Here is an 18,229-nt window from a genome sequence, read left to right on the forward strand (position 1 = left end):
TTTATTCATTCTAGGTGTTAACGGTTGGCGCGATTGCTGGCGCGGGGGCAGCCGTCAACTCGGGGATAAATGCCTTATTGTAGGCTTTAAATGGGCCAACCTGATCCAGTAATGCCGCATGAATAAAGTGTAAATAGCTCATCATTTGCCGCTTAGGTGATTCATCGAACAGTTGAGTCTCAGGTTCTAGCTGGCATTTGGTGACCGCAATCACCCGCTCGGTCAGCCTCAGCGCATGGCGATAATGACGCTCGTTCGGGGTTTGATAGAGCAACTCCAAGGCACTTTTCATGGTCACTAATGACTTACGCCAGCGCCGCTCCGCAATTGTCAGTGGCGTACTATCTTGATTGAGTTGGGCCAGCAGTTGCCGGATCTCTACCGTAGCGTGACTCACCGACGCCACACTGGAATACCAGTTGAGTAGGCGGCCTTGCACTACTGATTGCCCCATGGTGAGACCATAAGTGTGATGCAGTAAGTCACGGCAGCGGCTGTCAATTTTGGCACTTAAATCGCGTAAATTGTCTTTGCTTGCCAAGGGCACTAACATGCGCAAATCATGGATCAGCGCTTTAGATAACCAGCGGCCTGACGGCGGGAACAGTAGCGACGACATCACCGCTGCGATAATCATGCCGAGGTAACCTGAGAGCGCCATATTCACAAAGGTTGCCGGGTCGAATTCTGCGGGGTTTGCGGGTGAGGCGACAAAGCTAAAGTTAATCATCGCGCCCATGCCCATACCCGCATATTTGGGGGTTAATGTCAGCCAAGTGCCGAGAACAAAAATGGGCGCCATGCAGGCCATCATCAGCGGAAAACCGTCGACTTTAGGCAGTAACCAGAAGGTGATGATAAAGCCGATGATGTAACCCAGTCCCGCACCTTGTGCCATGCCAACCATCATTTTATGTGGCGCCGGTGATGTGGCGGTCAGCATCAAACCGATTATTGCGGTTTGAAAAAACATGGTGCCGCCTTGCCAACCACTGAGATACCACATGCCGTAAATGGCAAAAATCACAATGGCAGCGCGCAGGCCGCAAGAGAGCGCATACAGCGAGTTAACCGACGACTGCCACGACCATTTGGGGGCAGGCTCATCTTGCTGCGCTGGCGTTTGTTGTTGGCTAAGCGCGGCATATTCCTCAAGATAAATCCGTAAGCGGTCAGTAAAGCGGAACAGCAGCTCCACGTTGGTTTCGTACAATTCAAATAGCCGTTGCTGATTGGCGGCAGACAATGCCAGATAATCAGGCGCTGCCAATAGTTGCGCGCGTTGTTCGCGAATCGACAGTTTGGCCGACATACAGATCAAGTCCATCCGCCGTTGATAACTGGCCGCACGCGGGCTGTTGATGTCATCAGCGACTAGCTCTTCAAGCAAATCAATCAGCGGTTGGTTAATACGGTTCACTGCATGGGTGATCAGTTGGTACTTCGCTGGTTGGGCATCAATAGCAAAAAACAACCGCGACAGTGCATGTAACCGCGTACCCAGCGCCATAAAGTTGTGGGTGAGGCGGATCAACTGGTTGCGCATGACATGCATATGCGGATCTTCAATACAGGCGGCTTGGCGCACAGCCTCGGTCATCACTGCTTGCGAGGCAAATCTGAGTCGGGCAATTTGGTAAGCTTCTGGTGAAATCTGATGTTTAAACAGCGCCAGCGAGTGTTCGCAAAAGCTACTGAGGCGTTTAGATAACAGTGACTTATAGGCGGATTCCGTGGTATCAGGAAACACCAATGCGGTAATAATCCCACCACATAAAATCCCTAACATCACCGACAAACCACGGCCAATCGACACTGGTACTGCAATGTTTGGGTCCATCGCCGCGGGAATGCCAATCATCCCCACCGTATAACCCGCCAACAAGAAACCATAACTGCGCATATCGCGATAACGCACCGCGCCGGCGATACAGAACATACACCAGAGCACCGTGCCCAGTACAAACATCACCGGATGCTGGTGGAACAGCGCCACGAGCAACAAGCTGATGGCCAGGCCAAACACAGTACCAATAATCCGCGCCACACTTTTAGTCAGCACTTGGCCGGTTTGCGGCTGCATCACGATCAGCGCTGTGAGTGCCGCCGAACGGGTGCTCGGCAACTGCAAAAACATCGCCAACCAGTAGGAAATGGTAATTGCCAGTAGCACTTTCGCGACATAAATCCAGCTAACGCCTTGGTTAGTCAACCAGGCTTTAATGGCTTGCTTGTGTGGCTGTGCTGTTAAGTAACTTTCTGAAAACGCTGACATATGCTTTTAAATAAAATCAAAGATCCCTGCTCGCAGCTCACAGTGAGTGCAAGTAAGTAGAAAAATAATGTAGTGAAAATCGAGCAAAGAAACGTTGGCGAGTGCGCTGTGGCGAGGACGCAACAACTATAAATCAACGGATGATGATTTAACGTTTTTTTGAGATAAAGATCAAGTTAATTTTCTAATTAATTTTTGCGAGATGTTTGGCGAACTGAGACTAACTCACCGGAAGTATTAAAGATTTATGCCGCGCCAGCGTTTGTTTGCAACCGTGAGCGATCGTTTTATCGATCTAAATTTATCTATACAGTTGATCAATACATTTATGGTGTATAGATTTACTGTATTCAAGGTGATCGAAGAGTATCCAATGCAAACCAAATACAGCATCAATGAACTCGCCACATTAGTGGATATATCGGTGAGAACCCTGCGCTTCTATCTGCAAAAAGGGCTGATTTCAGCGCCGCATGGCAATGGTCGCGGTGCGTGGTATGACGCCGACCACCTTGAACAACTCATTAAAATCAAACGCTGGCAAACTGCTGGCTTGTCACTTGAACGTATTCAAGCCCTATTGGCGCAAAGCAACGCGCCTGAGCTGCCAGTCTTGCAACCCAAACCCGGCGATATTCAAGTGGTAAGTCATCTGCACCTCGCCAACGGCTTAACCTTAATGATCGACCCCAGCGCCGCCAATCTCAGCAGTGAACAGTTACGCACCTTGGCGCAAGCGTTGATAAACACCTACCAACAAGTAACGCATCAAGATGCGCAGCAAGGAGTAAAACAGGATGACATTCGGGATGAATAGTGTGCTGGGCCAAGCGCCGTTGGGGTTTAACGGTGACATAGTGCTGCGCCATACCGCGGTTGCCGCGCAGCTCAATGGTGCGATCAATGAGGTGCAACTCACCCATGAGTTTATTAATCAAGAGGATGACTGGATTGAGGCGGTGTACACCTTTGCCTTGCCACTGGATGCGGTGATCCTTGGCTTAACCCTAACTTTGGCCGAGCAAGTGCTGGTGGCCAATATTGTGGCAAAATCGGAAGGTGAGCAAACCTACGAAGATGCCATTACGGACGGCGACAGCGCGGTATTACTGACCCAGATTGACGATGGCTTGTATAGCCTTAACGTGGGTAACTTGCAGCCGCAAGATAAGGTCAGCATCTGCATTCAATACGCTCAAGTGTTGCGCTGGCAAGATCACGGCCTGCGGTTTTACTTTCCTTGCACCATCGGCGAACGCTACGGTGATGCATCTGCTGCGGGGCTTGAACCACAGCAACAGATTGAACACGCGTTGGATAACGGCGCCCGTATGAGCTTTAGTTTCCGCGTTCAAGGCGCGTTGGCTGATGCCCGCGTTGCTTGTCCGTCCCATTCGCTCACTCAGCAAATGTTGGACAACTGCTTGGAACTCAGCGCCGAGCAGTTAATCCCCGATCGCGACATCATCATCAATCTTGCTGCACCGCGCAGTTTTGCTGGCGAACTCTTGGTGGAGCAAAGCGAGTTTGGTACGCAATATTGCGCCAATCTGCTGTTGCCTGAGTTTGACCAACCCGCAAGCCGAGCGCCGCAATGCTTTCAGTTTGTGATCGATTGTTCTGGCTCAATGTTGGGCGATTCGATGCAGCAAGTGCGCAAAGCTTTGCGGGCGATCAAAACCCTGTTGCTGCCTGATGACTATTTCAATCTAGTGCTGTTTGGCTCAGATGCCGAAGCGCTGTTTGCTCAGCCAGTAAAAGCCGAAGCTGCTGCACTGAGGCATTTAGCCGACCAAATTGAGCAGATCGATGCCATTATGGGCGGCACCCACATGTTGACAGCCTTTGAAAAGGCGCTGCAAACAGGCGTGCATCCTGAGCTTAGCACCCAAATATTGCTGATCACTGACGGCGAAATCTGGGAAAGCAGCGAGCTACTGAAGTTGGCTAACCGCGCCCAAATGCGAGTATTTAGTATTGGTGTTGGCTCAGCGGTGAATGAGGCGTTATTGACTCGGTTATCGCGCGACACGGGCGCCGAAGCGGTGTTTGTCTCGCCCAATGAATCGATGGCCGATGCGATAGTGAGCCAATTTAGACGCAGCCGTTTTGCAGTGCTGGACCGTATTGCGGTGTCATGGCCGACCCCCGCGATTGAGCTACCTGTTCCCAATGTCTGTTTTAGTGGTGATGGCTATCAACGCTATGCTCACATGCTCCAAAAGACAAAAGCCCGAAAGGAAAATGCCTCTGAGCCCCGTGCCATCGAGCCGAGCGCATTACCCGCTACTGTCGCAGTCACATTGCACAAGCAACAGCAGCAACTGAATGTGGATATTCCGGTACGTCACTTTAGCGGGATTGCCAATGCAACGCTGGCCAGATTAGCGGCAAAACAGCGACTGCCGTTTATCACGGTTGCTGAGTTCGCCACGGCTGAAGCCGTTAAATACGCGCTGCTATCCGAGCACACCAGTTGTGTGTTGGTGGCTGAGCGCGAATCTAAATCGACTGAACTGCCACAACTGCGCAGCGTGAAACATACACGCCCCGTGGGCGAAATGGGCTTTGGTTCTGCTGCAAGTCCGGTTCATCATGACGTGTGCTACTCATCTGCGCCACTGATGAGTGACCGCCAATTCGCCCCAATGGACGTAGCTTACAGCGGTGGATCGGGTGGTGCGCCAAGAGATATCGTTAGGCCGCTGGAACAGCTTAATTACATGGATATTCCAGCCTTTTTACGGAAGTCAGACACCGATATAGCAGGCGATAACGAGATAGACCCGATAACTGAGTTTGAGGATGACGATTCACCGTTTTATCTCACTGATGCCGAACCCGATGAATGGCTCAGCCGTTTACTTGAAGCGGTCGACGCCGATTGCTTGCAACTCAATTATCTTGCGCTGGAACGACTCGGAATAGATTTGGATGATTTGCTGGCGTTGGACTTTTATCCCGATGTGGATGAACCCAATATGGTCTATCAGGTGCTGTGTTTATTTATCGAGATCACCAACGCGGGGCGCCAAGCACGGCCACTGCGCCATTGGCTCAAACAGCAACTGCAGCAACACCCCGAATTGGCTACCATCGACGCCGATGATAAATCGGTGCTTGAGCGCGAACTACGGCGTTACTTTGCCGCAATGGCATAAGCGCAATGGCATAAGCATTAACGGCTAAAAAACAACAGCGCGCCGACGAAAGTCAGGCGCGCTGTTTGTATGTGCCACGTTGGTTGGCTGAATTACTCCGTTAGCACTGCTTTCAACCGCGCCAAGGTGCGCATGGAGTCGGTCGCTAACATCGGCTCATAATCAGGATTATTGGCGCGCAACCAGTATTGCCCTTGCTTATCTTTTTCGACTACACGTAGCAAATATTGGTTATCACCAGTTTCATCTTGGATCTCTATCACTAAGGTTTTGCCTGTAATAGAGCCGGCACTAGCCGGTGATACAGCTTCCAACAGCAAGAGGTCTCCATCGCTAATTGGCTGTTTGCCGCCGTTCATCGAGTTACCTGATGCACGGGCTAAAAAGTGCTTTTTGGGATCAACTTGGTGCCTTGTCACTGGACGCCATTCACAGTCATCGTCGCGGCCTGTTTTAAAGTGGCCACAAGCGATTTTGAGATTCGGATAGAACGGCAGTTCAGTGGCATCTGTGGCGTATTCGGCAGCAAGCGGTTCTGCTGCTAAAGGTGTTGCAGATCTTATAGGCGTGACGGTGGCACTCTGAGTTTCGTCAATCTTCAACGGAGCAGATTTTGTCTCTTCCGTTTCATCCACTTTGTCGCTCACGTTGAGAGGTTGAATAGCTTTAACATTGCAGTAGCGCGCCAGTTGATAATCAACTAGCTCTTTAGTCATCTGCGTTAATGGCTCAACATCCTGCTCATTAACTGCAAAATTAGCGGCAAAGTGTTGCTCTTTTTCAATAAACCATTGCACACCGGTTTTCTTGTCGGCTTGCATAGAGAAATGGATTGGGTTCTTTCGCCAGTAGCTTTGCCACTTGTTGCCGTTGGTATCATTGATAGCTGCCATCGCTTCTTTGCTGGCAAAATCGGTTTGTTTGAGGTGAGGGTAGCCGTCAATAATTAGCCGACTTTGTTGGCAGAGTTGCGCAATCGTGGGCGGCGTGCGAAAGCCATCAAGCTCGACAAAGGCTTCAAGCAGAATGGCCTTAAATGATTTGTTCATGCTGGTAGTTTGCACTGCATGCAGCAGAAAATCGCGGTATTGATTAACCTGCCCCGTTAATTGCGGATCATCGCTCATGCGTGCCACTAACTCCCACCAACTGCCGTGTTGTTTGTTGACCTTACCGAGCCGGTCATCAATGTTAGCAATATAAAACTCGGTGGCACTGGGGCGATGCCCAAGTTGTGCCGCCAATGCTTGGTAATCTTCAACTGCGGTGGTGCGCAGTTGCTTGGTGAGCTTGTGCCAGAAATCTACGGTTTCGGGATCAATATTGATACGGCAACCGGCGCCTAGTTCCGGTGCTGGGCGGTCGATAGCGCCACTACTCATAGTGGCTGTCGATAACTTCAGTACTGCACTTTTGTTGAAAAAGCTGTTGTGGTTGCCAATAAAATCGATCACCACTAGCTGCGATTTGTTGCTGTGGCGCCGTAGTCCTCGCCCTAATTGTTGCAGAAACACAATGTTGGACTCGGTGGGCCGCAACATCATCACTGTGTCAATCGAGGGTAAATCTGTGCCTTCATTGAACAGGTCGATGGAAAACACCACATTCACTTGGCCGTTATCCAGCATGGTCAAGGCTTCGTTGCGGCGTACCGCTGAACCACTGTATACCGCAATGGCGCGTAAGCCAGAATCCGCAAACTGTTGATTAAAATAGTTAGCCATGAAATCGGCATGCGCTTTTGACATGCAAAACGCCAGTGTGCGGCTTTGTTGGCGCTGTTGCCAATGCTGGAAAATATGCTGGGCGCGCTTATGGGTGGCGAATTGATATTCCAACGCCGCGGGGTCAAATTTGCCATTGCGCCACGGAATACTTTGATAATCGACACTGCTGTCCCAAATACCGTAGTAATGAAACGGCACCAGAATCTTTGTATCAATGCCATGCACCAGATTGCGCTCAAACACCAAGTTGTTGTGGCACAACGCGAGAATATTGGCTTGATCAGTCCGCTCCGGCGTAGCGGTCAAACCCAGCAAAAAGTCTGGCGTAAAATAGTTGAGCACATTTTGGTAGGTGGTTGCGCTGGCGTGGTGGAATTCATCGATCACCACATAATCAAAGGCATCTCTAGCAAAATGCGTCAGATGACTTTTACGACCAAGGGTTTGAACCGAGGCAAACAGAAAATTGCGGTCACGATCTTTTTGTTTACCATGATAGAACCCCGATGATTTTTTCGGGTGTACTTTGGCAAATGTATTGAGTGCTTGGCTCAAAATCTCTTCACGATGCGCGATAAACAGCACGCGTTTGGCATTCATCTGTTTGGCATCAAACGCGGCCAAAAAGGTTTTCCCCATGCCAGTGCCCATCACCACCAAACCCCGCAAAAATCCGGCTTTTCGGCTGATGTTCAGCGCTTGCAACGCTTCAATTTGTGCTGCGTTTGGCAGATATGAAAGCTGGGCTTCACCCGCGAGGCTGTTGATAACGGGATTGAGTTCCACCGACTGACGGCGATTAATGTAATCGCTAATCCATGCATCAGTGAGTGGTTTGGCATTGGGGTGATTAAATATGGCCTTGAACTGCTGGCGGATATGCTGAAATTCTTGCTGTGTTTTACTGTCGCTGTTCGCTTGGCAGTCAAGCCGCAGTGACCATTCATGAGCTGTGGTTAACGCTGGTCTACTGATGTTGTTCGAGCCGATAAATGCAGTACCTTCGAGCAGTTGCTGCTGGTGGCTGCGCGCGAAAATATAAGACTTCATATGGAAGCCTTGCTGGCCACACTCAAACACCCTGACGTTGATGTCATCATCATCGCTATTAAGGGCGCAGAGCTCTCTTAACGCTGTCGGTTCGGTAATACCTAAGTAATCTGAGGTAAGCAGCCGTAATTGCAGTGGTTCATCAGTAGCGGCTTTTCGCTCGATTGCTTCAACCAGCGCGGGCATTAATAGTTCAAGCCCTGACTGCCTGATGAAAGACACTGCAATTTCAATCTCATCGGCATGATTGATGGCATGCAGCAGTTGTTGCAGTAGCTGGTCATCATTGCCTACCGTCAGCAGATGATGATCGAGCGTGAGCAGGGAGGAGCGGCTCATCGTTCGGTTCGCTTAATCAAGATGGCATTCAACCACTGTTCATTCTCGCGGCCAGGGCGTAAATCACTGGTGAGCCACAGCTCTTTAACTGATAACGCTGTTGGCGCCAAATGTTTCGCAATGAGCGCTTCATTAAGGTTGGTAAAGCGGCGTCCATCGCGCTCGACTACATCAACCCCATATTTAAACGAACAGTACAAAATACCGTCGGGTTTTAACCACTGCGCGATGTGCATAAATGTGGCAGTTAACTCATCGGTGGGAACGTGCAGTAATGAGGCGCAAGCCCAAACCGCATCTTGCGTGGCAGTGGGTAATTGAAATTCGAGGAAACTGCTATGCCAAATCTTATGTCCGCTACTTTCGCTTGCCAGCATTACCATAGCTTCGGATGCGTCAAAGGCACTGACATCATGACCGCGACTTAAGAAGTACCGCGTATCTCGCCCTGAACCGCACCCCGCATCAACTACTTTGGCATGCGCTGGCAGATATGGCTCAAAGCGTTGATACAAGGGCGCCATATCGACCGCAATTGTGCCGTCAAAAAACGCCTGCGCATTTTGGTTGTAATAGTTGTTATTCATTTGAAACTTCACACATTAACCTTGACCTAACCATACCGCAAAATGGCCTGTTACCAATAGATAACTGATCAACCAATCGGTGTCGCCGCATCACAATCTTGGCAAATCAAGGTGTAAGACTCGCCGCGTTTACTGACCTTAGTGTTCTTGGATTGGCATTGTGGGTCTAAAAGTTTAATTTTTTGCCGATAGACGGTTAACTGTAAATCGAGTCAAATCAATTTGGTAAAGTAGATTAAGAGCCATCGAGATGGCCGGAGAGGTTAATTGGTTATAATTTACTCCAGTAACACAAGCTATCGCACATGGAATAACGACGCCAGTTAAAGAAAAAGGACTGAAACCGTAATAGAATCAGTCATTTAGGAAAGTGGTGGAGGCGGCGGGACTTGAACCCGCGTCCGAAAAACCTACGCTCAAGGCGCTACATGCTTAGTCTCTCTTTTATTTAACCGGTTGAACTCCGAAAGACAGGATTCCAAACGGTGAGTCCGGTACTGTTTCGCGGTTCACCCCCGAACAAGGTTCCCTCGCTAGCACGATGTAGGGTGACCATCTGATCCACTGCCCATGTGCGAGACGTGTGGTAGATGGCTAGCGGCATTAAGCGGCTAGAGCGTAGTTATCGTCGTTTGCAACTATAACTTTGCGGCTTTTTACGAGGCCAACCGCCCCTCGGCATGCTCCCGGAGTTTCGCGAATCCCGTCGAATCCAGAATCGCCCCCGAAATTGTTCCCAATTGTAACCTGTTATATGGGTTTAGACCATTTTTTCAAGTGAAGGTTACAACTGTTTGCTCGTTATCCGTGCAATTACGGCCAACGCGCTGTTATTTTTTCATCGCGCGGGCTTTTTCAATGGCCCATTCGCGTTCTTTAATATCTTCGCGTTTGTCGTGCGCTTTCTTACCTTTACCGAGGCCGATTTCCACTTTCACCCATGCACCTTTACGCCAGTACATAGAAATAGCAACCAGAGCGTAACCTTGACGTTCGACAAGTCCTGCCAAACGGTCGAGTTCTCGACGATTGAGCAAGAGCTTACGTGGTCGGGTTGGATCGCATACGACATGCGTCGAGGCGGTATGAAGCGGCACAATGTTACAGTTGTACATGTAGGCTTCGCCGTTCTTGATCTGGACGAAAGTATCCGACAGGTTAACTTTACCTGCGCGAATTGACTTCACTTCCCAACCCATAAGCGAAAGGCCAGCTTCGATTTTTTCATCGAACCGGTATTCAAAGGTGGCACGTTTGTTCCGCGCGATAGCCGCGGGTGTAGTGCCTTTTTTGTTTGCGTTCTTCTTAGCCATAGGCCCGCTATTATACGCAGCGGTAAACATTTTGGAATTGGGGCTGCTAAGTTTTTGTTGTTAACGCGATTAGTGGCAGTTTAGGTGCTGGCTTTTTGTGCATATTGGTCTGATCTGGTGGGGTAAAGGTGCGTTTTTCTGTTCGCATGTTACAATCCCGCTTTCAAAATTTTCAGCATAGGTAGTTGGACGGAATGCCGCATATTTCCCGTAATATTCTGGTGCGTTATAGCGCTCAGCAGATGTACGATTTGGTTAATGATGTTGAGTCGTACAAAGAGTTTTTACCGGGATGTGTGGGCGGCAAAGTGCTGGAGTTTGATGGCCGCACTATGGTGGCGTCGGTGGATATTGCCAAAGCGGGGATCAGTAAGACATTTACTACCCGTAACCAAGTTGTTGATGGTAAAAGCATTGAGCTGAAGCTGGAGAATGGTCCGTTCCGTCATTTGAATGGTAGTTGGAAATTTACTGAGTTAACTGAAGACGCCTGTAAAGTTGAGTTTGAGTTGGATTTTGAATTTGCCAACGGCTTAGTGGGCATGGCGTTTGGTCGGGTGTTTAAAGAGTTAGTTAACTCAATGGTGTCGGCATTTACTGCGCGTGCCAAGGAGGTTTACGGTGGCTGATGAGCAGATGTTTCCGGTGGATGTGATTTACGCGAAACCGAATCAACAAAAAGTGATTACGGTGACGGTCACCCAAGGCACAACGTTCAAAGAGGCGGTTGAACATAGTGGTATGGTGGCGTTTTTTCCTGAGATTGACCTGGATGATCTTAAACTTGGTTCGTTTAGCAATCAGGTAAAGCCAACGGACGAAGTTAAGCCGGGGCAGCGGATTGAGATTTATCGGCCATTGATTGCCGATCCGAAAGAGGTGCGTCGCCGTCGTGCGGAGAAAGCCAAAGATGAAGGGCGTATCAATAAGACGACCGGAGCCAAGATCTCCTAACGGGATAAATAGATTGCATTAAAAAAGCGCCTAGATGGCGCTTTTTTTGTCAGCATGTTTTGACGCACTCATTCGATTAATTTTCTTCAATCAACGGTTTTGCATCTGCTCGACTTTCTGGGATCAGCGGTGCGGCGTCGTTACTGTTGGCTTTGCTCTTGGCTGGTGCGAGTAGGGCACTTTGATCGAGCGGAGTGTTGAATTCTGCGCTCAGTTCATAGTCACCGGTGACGGATGTCAGCTTGTCGCCGTTAAAGTGGGCAATTAGCTCTTTATGAATTACCGAGGCATCACGGCCACTTTTGAAGTGGTAAACATAGTACCAAATGTTGTCGGAAAAGCTGTCGCGCAAAACTGGGCGGCCGAGAATAAATTCCACTTGCTCTTTGGTCATGTCGATGCGCAGTTTCTCAACCTGCTGCGTTTCCATGTAGTTGCCTTGTGGAATATCTGGCTTATACACCAACCAGTCCATCACGCTACATGCACTTAACGATAAACTGAGCGCCACTGCACCCAACAAGGTAAGACTTTGCTTTTTAATCAACATTGACAGCACTACTTCCAGAAAAATTGTCGGCCATGATAACCAAGCCCCTTGATGGTGACAAGGACAATAGGCTTGGTGCTGAGAGCTATGACAAACAGAATATTAACAAGTTCGATCTCAGGCCAAAATTTTGTGCGGTTTGTTTAGTTTATCTGCGCGAGTTGCTGGATTAGCTGAGTAACTAGCGCCGTAGCTAGGGCTAATCATTTTCATCTACAAGCGCCCACGATTCGCAGTGATTAATCGCTGAGTTTCACAATGTGCTAGTGCGCGAAAAAAGTTGGCGGATTTTTCAAACTGGCCGTTTAATCTGCTTTTGCTCAAGCATATACTAATAGTCCCTACTGTCTTCGGACGCGTATTACCGTGTCGGTTGTCCAAAATTCACATCTTTTACCTACATCCACGCTAGGCTGGTGGCGTTTTTGCGTCTGTGTGTTGGTCGATAGTTTTTTTCACGAGGAACCCTGATGGATCAGGATGGCTTATTTGTCTCCGTTTTACTGTTTTTATTAGCAGCGGTCGTGATTGTACCCTTGGGTAAGCGGGTCGGGATTGGCCCTATTTTGGCTTATCTGGCCGCCGGCGTTTTGCTGGGGCCGGGCGGTATTGCGATTGTGTCAGAGCCGAGTGCCGTACTGCATTTTGCAGAGTTTGGCGTGGTGCTCATGCTGTTTATCATGGGGCTGCAGTTGAGCCCAGGCAAACTATGGGAACTGCGCAGCGCCATTTTGGGGCTGGGAAGCGCGCAGGTGCTGGTGTCGTGGCTGGCGATTACCTTGCTTGCAATGCAGTTTGAGGTGGCATTGGCGCCAGCGGTAGTGATTGGTGCCGCGCTAAGTTTGTCGTCTACGGCATTCTCGGTGCAGTTGATGACCGAACAAAGATTATTGGCAACTCCCGTAGGGCGGGATGCATTTGGGGTGTTGTTGATGCAAGACCTCGCCGTGATCCCAATGTTGCTGCTGACAACCTATCTAGCCCCTGATATGGCGGATGAATCAAAGCAAGCGGTGCCTTGGTATTTGACCTTGGTGGCGCTGGCGGGTTTTGTAGTGGTAGGGCGCTATGTGTTGCCTAAGGTGCTGTATCTGGTGGCCTCAAGCGGGGTGCGTGAAGTCGTTACGGCGTTGTCGCTGCTTTTGGTAATGGGCAGTGCGTCATTAATGGCATGGCTGGGGCTTTCTGCCGGTATGGGGGCATTTTTGGCGGGAGTGATGTTGGCCAACTCCAGTTATCGTCATCAATTGGAAACCGATATCGAGCCTTTTAAAGGGTTATTGCTCGGACTGTTTTTTATGGCCGTCGGCATGACCATGGATTTGAGTTTAATTCTTACCGAGCCATTGTTGTTACTGGGGGCTCTGGTTGCCATGCTGGCAATCAAAGCGCTGGTGTTGTTGCTGGTGGGCAAATTCCGCAAACACAGTTGGCGGGCGGCGATGACCCTCGGGATTGTTTTGGCTGAAGGCGGGGAGTTTGCCTTCGTGTTATTGTCGCAGGCGCAGCTTTCGGGCTTGATGACCAAAACGCTGTCTCAAGCGCTGGTGTTGGTGATTGGGCTATCCATGGTGCTAACGCCGTTTTTACTCAAGTTGCTACGCAGTGATAAGCGTAAAACCGATGATTTTGCTCGCCCTGCCGATGCAATAGCGCCGGTATCTGACTGCGAAGTGGTGATTGCTGGCTTTGGCCGTATGGGGCAAATCACCGGGCGGATTTTGGCGTCGTCAGGGATCCCGTTTGTGGCACTAGATAAAGATGCTGAACACGTCGATGTGGTACGCCAATTCGGCGGTGAGGTCTATTTTGGGGATGCGAAGCGGTTAGATATGTTGCTGTCGGCCGGATTAGATAAGGCGCGGTTGATTTTGATCGCGGTGGATTCTGTGGAAGATTCGCTGCAAATTGTTGGGCAAGTGCAGGCGCATTTTCCTAAAGTCACTATTATTGCGCGGGCGCGTGATCGTAACCATGCCTATCGCTTAATGGCCCTCGGTGTGACTGAAATCTTCCGTGAAACGCTAGGCTCAGCATTAGACGCCAGCGAATGGGTACTGCATGAGCTGGGGATGTCGCGTTTACAAGCGGCAGAGCGGGTCAGGATTTTTGCAGAGCACGATCAAGCTCAAGTGAAAGCCAGTGTACAGCACCGTGATGACTTAAAAGCCTTGATCCGTATTTCCAACCAAGGGCGTTTAGAACTCGCCAGTTTAATGCAACAAGACCGCGACAAGGGGCTTTAAAACGAAGGTGATGGCGACAGGCTAACGCTGCTGTTGCTGTCATCGAATGCGTTAATCAAATGCGAGTATCAAGCGATAACCGTTATGTGTTTGGCGCAGGGTTTCAAGCGAATTTGCAACCGTGCGCTACAACGCAACAGCTTTGCCTCACACATTTCGACCTGCCGAATACGCAGTAACCGCCTCAAGCTGCCACAAGTGATCAACGCTGCTGGAGCTGCCTTTTGTGCTTGATAAGCGCTGATTTCCAATAAAAAAACGCAAAAATGAAATTTTTTTGTGATTGACCAAAATAATTTCCGATTTTGTGCGTCTTTTATCACATTTCTATTTGTCAAATTTTACAAGCTATTAACAAGTTGACGTGTAGGTAAACTCAAAAATCGGCAATAGTTAAGTTTCTTTTGTAAAATTTTACAGAAATACTCTGTTTTTACTGTGTTAGCAGGTTTACCTTCACGTAATGTTGGCGAATTTTTGTCATATATGCGGCCGTAACTTTGTCTTCTGTGTGTAATAAAATAATTACATCATAATTTTAGTGACGTAATTTAATTACCTGATTGTGAATTGGTCAATTCATCTGACAACTTTACATTGGATTGTTTGTAAAATTTCACAATAAAATAAAGTTAATATAATTCAGTGTATTATAGTTTAAAAACGTTTTGGTCATACCAATTTGTTAGCAACCAAATCGCATTTTTGGGTGATTTTTGTACGGTTGCGCTGGTTAAAAAATGTCGGTAGGTTTCTCGTCGTAAAGGCACATTTGAGGATGTGCTAACTAAAGCGAGTGAGGAGCCACCACCATGCAACAGACAGCAAAGCAAACCAGTGACGAACAGCAAATGGGTCACTTACAGATTGTCGGCGATTTTGTTGAAGGTCAGCAGCGAGTGCTAACAGAGGGCGCACTTGGGTTCCTACAATCCTTGTGTGATGAGTTTGCCGCTGAAGTGCCAACGATGTTAGAGCAGCGTCGTATGCGCCAACGTCAAATTGATGCAGGCCAACTCCCAGACTTTTTAGCTGACACTGCGGAAATCCGTCAGGGCGATTGGAAGATCCGTGGTATTCCTGCCGATCTGCAAGACCGTCGCGTAGAAATCACTGGTCCAGTCGATCGTAAAATGGTCATCAATGCCCTAAACGCTGGCGTAAAAGTGTTTATGGCTGACTTTGAAGATTCATTGGCACCAAGTTGGACGAAGCTAGTTGAAGGCCATGTGAATCTGCAAGACGCGGTACGCGGCGAGATTGCCTACACCGCGCCAGAATCTGGTAAGCATTATAAGCTCAACGACAACCCTGCCGTATTAGTGGCGCGGGTGCGTGGCTTGCATCTTCCTGAAAACCATGTGCTGCATCATGGGAAGCCGATCCCCGGCTGTCTGTTCGACTTTGCGCTGTACTTCTATCACAACTACCGTCAGCTGTTAGCAAAAGGCAGCGGTCCTTACTTCTACGTGCCGAAATTGGAAAGCCATATTGAAGCGCGTTGGTGGGCAAAAGTATTCGCCTTTGCGGAAGAACGCTTCTGCCTGCAGCCAGGCACCATCAAGTGCACTTGTTTGATTGAAACGCTGCCTGCTGTGTTCGTGATGGATGAAATCCTCTACGAATTGCGCTCTAACATTGTGGCGCTGAACTGTGGCCGTTGGGATTACATCTTCAGCTACATCAAAACCTTACGTAATCACCCAGACCGCGTCTTGCCTGATCGTCAGCAGGTAACCATGGAGAAGCCTTTTCTCAGTGCTTATTCACGTTTGTTGATTAAGACCTGTCACAAGCGTGGCGCATTAGCGATGGGCGGCATGGCGGCCTTTATTCCTGCCAAAGACCCAGAAGCAAACGCCAAAGTGTTGCAAAAAGTGACTGGCGATAAAGAGCTTGAAGCACGGAACGGCCACGACGGCACGTGGATTGCGCATCCTGGTTTGGCACAAACTGCGCTGGGTGTATTCGATGGCTTTATTGGCTGCGGGCCAAACCAGCTGCATATCACCCGCGATGTTGATGCGCCAATTTTGGCAAGTGAGCTGCTGGCACCTTGCGAAGGTGAACGTACCGAAGAGGGCATGCGCCTCAATATCCGCATCGCGCTGCAATACATTGAAGCTTGGATTTCTGGTAATGGCTGCGTCCCTATCTATGGATTGATGGAAGACGCCGCGACAGCAGAGATCAGTCGTACCTCTATCTGGCAGTGGATCCGCCATGAGAAGAGTTTGACCAACGGCAAGTTGGTCACCAAAGCCTTGTTCAGACAGATGCTCACCGAGGAGCTATCAAATGTGAAGGACGAAGTAGGCACAGAGCGTTTCAGTAGTGGGCAATTTATCCGTGCTGCATCTTTGTTGGAAGAGATCACCACCTCAGATGAATTGGTCGACTTTTTAACGTTGCCGGGCTACCGCCTGCTCACAGAGTAACAGTGAAATTCTAAAAAAACGGTGGCGCTTTTGGGGGCGATACCACCAACCATTTTGCACCGAGGAGAGTAAATCATGAGCGATATCAATCAAATGACCCGTGAACAGCAGATCAACGCACTGAAGCAAGATTGGGCTGAAAATCCACGTTGGAAAGGCGTTGTCCGTCCGTATACCGCCGAAGAAGTGGTTAGCCTGCGGGGCTCTATGACACCAGAGAACACGCTGGCCACCATGGGCGCGAACAAATTGTGGAACTTAGTGAATGGCGGCGCGAAAAAGGGTTATGTGAATTCGCTTGGGGCATTGACCGGTGGTCAAGCGGTGCAGCAAGCCAAAGCCGGTATTGAAGCCATTTATCTGTCAGGCTGGCAGGTGGCGGCTGATGCTAACTTAGCTGGAACTATGTACCCAGACCAATCGCTCTACCCAGCGAACTCAGTACCTGCGGTTGTTAGCCGTATCAACAACTCATTCCGCCGTGCAGACCAAATCCAGTGGAGTAACGGTAAGTCACGTGATGATGAAGGAGCTACTGACTACTTCCTGCCGATCATTGCTGATGCAGAAGCTGGCTTCGGCGGCGTATTGAACGCATTTGAATTGATGAAAGGCATGATTGATGCGGGTGCGGCTGGGGTTCACTTTGAAGACCAACTGGCGTCAGTGAAGAAGTGTGGCCACATGGGCGGTAAGGTGTTGGTGCCGACTCAAGAAGCGGTGCAAAAGCTGGTGGCTGCACGTTTGGCGGCTGACGTTGCCGGTGTACCTACTTTGGTGATTGCGCGTACTGATGCCAACGCAGCTGATTTGCTGACCTCAGATTGCGATCCATACGACCGTGATTTTGTGACTGGCGAGCGCACCTCTGAAGGCTTCTATCGCGTAAACGCGGGCTTAGAACAAGCGATTTCTCGTGGCTTGGCGTACTGCCCATATGCCGACTTGGTCTGGTGTGAAACAGCTAAACCTGACCTAGAAGAAGCACGCCGCTTCGCCGAAGCGATTCATGCCAAGTTCCCAGGTAAGTTGCTGGCGTACAACTGCTCGCCATCATTCAACTGGAAGAAGAATTTGGATGACGCGACTATCGCACGCTTCCAACAAGCGCTGTCAGATATGGGCTACAAGTACCAGTTCATCACCTTAGCTGGCATTCATAACATGTGGTACAACATGTTCGACTTGGCACATGCGTATGCGCAAGGTGAAGGCATGAAGCACTATGTTGAGAAAGTACAGCAACCTGAATTTGCTGCCGCTGAACGAGGCTACACCTTCGTGGCACACCAACAAGAAGTGGGTACTGGCTACTTCGATAAGGTAACTACTGTGATTCAAGGTGGTACTTCATCCGTTACCGCGCTGACCGGCTCAACCGAAGAAGAGCAGTTCTAATCGAGTTTTTAAAACAAACGGCACCTTGTGTGCCGTTTTTTTATGCATACCATTGTTAAATTTGAGCAAAATCATGCGCGTTCAGAAAGTTTTGTTAATATATTGTTTATAGCGTCAAAAAACTTTCCTCCTTTGCTCACTATGGGATATCTGCGTTGAAGCTCGAACCATCAAAAAACAGTATGGGTGTT

General features: G+C 49.3%; 12 protein-coding genes and 1 other RNA gene. 7 read left to right on the plus strand and 6 right to left on the minus strand.

From position 1 onward, the window contains the following. Positions 1–10: 10 nt before the first annotated feature. Complete coding sequence (locus JYB87_RS06150) at positions 11–2,275, minus strand: FUSC family protein (RefSeq protein ID WP_207356002.1); 2,265 nt, start codon at positions 2,273–2,275, stop codon at positions 11–13. 373 nt (positions 2,276–2,648) lie between these two features. Here JYB87_RS06150 and JYB87_RS06155 point away from each other — a divergent pair, with 373 nt between their 5' ends. After that, positions 2,649–3,092, plus strand: coding sequence for a MerR family transcriptional regulator (locus JYB87_RS06155; RefSeq protein WP_207356003.1), 444 nt, complete (start codon positions 2,649–2,651; stop codon positions 3,090–3,092). Continuing rightward, complete coding sequence (locus JYB87_RS06160) at positions 3,073–5,436, plus strand: VIT and vWA domain-containing protein (RefSeq protein ID WP_207356004.1); 2,364 nt, start codon at positions 3,073–3,075, stop codon at positions 5,434–5,436. Before JYB87_RS06155 ends, JYB87_RS06160 begins: the two co-directional genes overlap by 20 nt. 92 nt (positions 5,437–5,528) lie before the next feature. Here the strand turns inward: JYB87_RS06160 and JYB87_RS06165 are convergent, their stop codons facing one another. The 4 genes from JYB87_RS06165 to smpB form a co-directional block, all read right to left on the minus strand. After that, the gene (locus JYB87_RS06165; RefSeq protein WP_207356005.1) at positions 5,529–8,552 is read right to left on the minus strand and encodes a DEAD/DEAH box helicase family protein; all 3,024 of its coding nucleotides are present in this window, start codon (positions 8,550–8,552) and stop codon (positions 5,529–5,531) included. Beyond that, a complete protein-coding gene (locus JYB87_RS06170) occupies positions 8,549–9,139 on the minus strand; it encodes a class I SAM-dependent methyltransferase (RefSeq protein WP_207356006.1) in 591 nt (196 codons plus the stop codon). The genes JYB87_RS06165 and JYB87_RS06170 overlap by 4 nt, the downstream gene beginning before the upstream one ends. Before the next feature lie 371 nt (positions 9,140–9,510). Continuing rightward, positions 9,511–9,865, minus strand: a transfer-messenger RNA (tmRNA) gene (gene ssrA, locus JYB87_RS06175). Positions 9,866–9,969: 104 nt separating this feature from the next. Further along, complete coding sequence (smpB, locus tag JYB87_RS06180; protein WP_207356007.1) at positions 9,970–10,452, minus strand: SsrA-binding protein SmpB; 483 nt, start codon at positions 10,450–10,452, stop codon at positions 9,970–9,972. Positions 10,453–10,646: 194 nt separating this feature from the next. Between smpB and JYB87_RS06185 the strand changes: the two genes are divergently transcribed. Together JYB87_RS06185 and JYB87_RS06190 are read left to right on the plus strand one after the other, a co-directional pair. Then, positions 10,647–11,081: an SRPBCC family protein gene (locus tag JYB87_RS06185; protein WP_207356008.1), complete on the plus strand. Its 435-nt coding sequence runs from the start codon at positions 10,647–10,649 to the stop codon at positions 11,079–11,081. A 7-nt stretch (positions 11,082–11,088) separates the two neighbouring features. Beyond that, the gene (locus JYB87_RS06190) at positions 11,089–11,406 is read left to right on the plus strand and encodes an RnfH family protein (RefSeq protein ID WP_207356617.1); all 318 of its coding nucleotides are present in this window, start codon (positions 11,089–11,091) and stop codon (positions 11,404–11,406) included. 76 nt (positions 11,407–11,482) lie between these two features. Here the strand turns inward: JYB87_RS06190 and JYB87_RS06195 are convergent, their stop codons facing one another. After that, positions 11,483–11,956 carry an outer membrane protein assembly factor BamE gene (locus tag JYB87_RS06195; protein ID WP_207356009.1) on the minus strand — a complete coding sequence of 158 codons (474 nt, stop codon included), beginning with the start codon at positions 11,954–11,956 and terminating at the stop codon, positions 11,483–11,485. A 470-nt stretch (positions 11,957–12,426) separates the two neighbouring features. Here JYB87_RS06195 and JYB87_RS06200 point away from each other — a divergent pair, with 470 nt between their 5' ends. From JYB87_RS06200 to aceA, 3 genes are all read left to right on the plus strand, one after another. Further along, on the plus strand, positions 12,427–14,202 hold the full coding sequence (locus JYB87_RS06200; RefSeq protein ID WP_207356010.1) for a monovalent cation:proton antiporter-2 (CPA2) family protein: 1,776 nt from the start codon (positions 12,427–12,429) through the stop codon (positions 14,200–14,202). A gap of 812 nt (positions 14,203–15,014) precedes the next feature. Further along, a complete protein-coding gene (aceB, locus tag JYB87_RS06205) occupies positions 15,015–16,640 on the plus strand; it encodes a malate synthase A (RefSeq protein ID WP_207356011.1) in 1,626 nt (541 codons plus the stop codon). A gap of 75 nt (positions 16,641–16,715) precedes the next feature. Then, a complete protein-coding gene (aceA, locus tag JYB87_RS06210) occupies positions 16,716–18,038 on the plus strand; it encodes an isocitrate lyase (RefSeq protein ID WP_207356012.1) in 1,323 nt (440 codons plus the stop codon). Positions 18,039–18,229 lie beyond the last annotated feature (191 nt).

This window comes from Shewanella avicenniae (genome assembly GCF_017354945.1).
Lineage (GTDB): Bacteria > Pseudomonadota > Gammaproteobacteria > Enterobacterales > Shewanellaceae > Shewanella > Shewanella avicenniae.

Bases quoted from the DNA above. Each gene is read 5' to 3' on its own strand.
- JYB87_RS06200 (WP_207356010.1), top strand. From the start codon at position 12,427: ATGGATCAGGATGGCTTATTTGTCTCCGTTTTACTGTTTTTATTAGCA.
- JYB87_RS06185 (WP_207356008.1), top strand. From the start codon at position 10,647: ATGCCGCATATTTCCCGTAATATTCTGGTGCGTTATAGCGCTCAGCAG.
- JYB87_RS06190 (WP_207356617.1), top strand. From the start codon at position 11,089: ATGTTTCCGGTGGATGTGATTTACGCGAAACCGAATCAACAAAAAGTG.
- aceB (WP_207356011.1), top strand. From the start codon at position 15,015: ATGCAACAGACAGCAAAGCAAACCAGTGACGAACAGCAAATGGGTCAC.
- smpB (WP_207356007.1), bottom strand. From the start codon at position 10,452: ATGGCTAAGAAGAACGCAAACAAAAAAGGCACTACACCCGCGGCTATC.
- aceA (WP_207356012.1), top strand. From the start codon at position 16,716: ATGAGCGATATCAATCAAATGACCCGTGAACAGCAGATCAACGCACTG.
- JYB87_RS06170 (WP_207356006.1), bottom strand. From the start codon at position 9,139: ATGAATAACAACTATTACAACCAAAATGCGCAGGCGTTTTTTGACGGC.
- JYB87_RS06195 (WP_207356009.1), bottom strand. From the start codon at position 11,956: ATGTTGATTAAAAAGCAAAGTCTTACCTTGTTGGGTGCAGTGGCGCTC.
- JYB87_RS06150 (WP_207356002.1), bottom strand. From the start codon at position 2,275: ATGTCAGCGTTTTCAGAAAGTTACTTAACAGCACAGCCACACAAGCAA.
- JYB87_RS06160 (WP_207356004.1), top strand. From the start codon at position 3,073: ATGACATTCGGGATGAATAGTGTGCTGGGCCAAGCGCCGTTGGGGTTT.
- JYB87_RS06165 (WP_207356005.1), bottom strand. From the start codon at position 8,552: ATGAGCCGCTCCTCCCTGCTCACGCTCGATCATCATCTGCTGACGGTA.
- JYB87_RS06155 (WP_207356003.1), top strand. From the start codon at position 2,649: ATGCAAACCAAATACAGCATCAATGAACTCGCCACATTAGTGGATATA.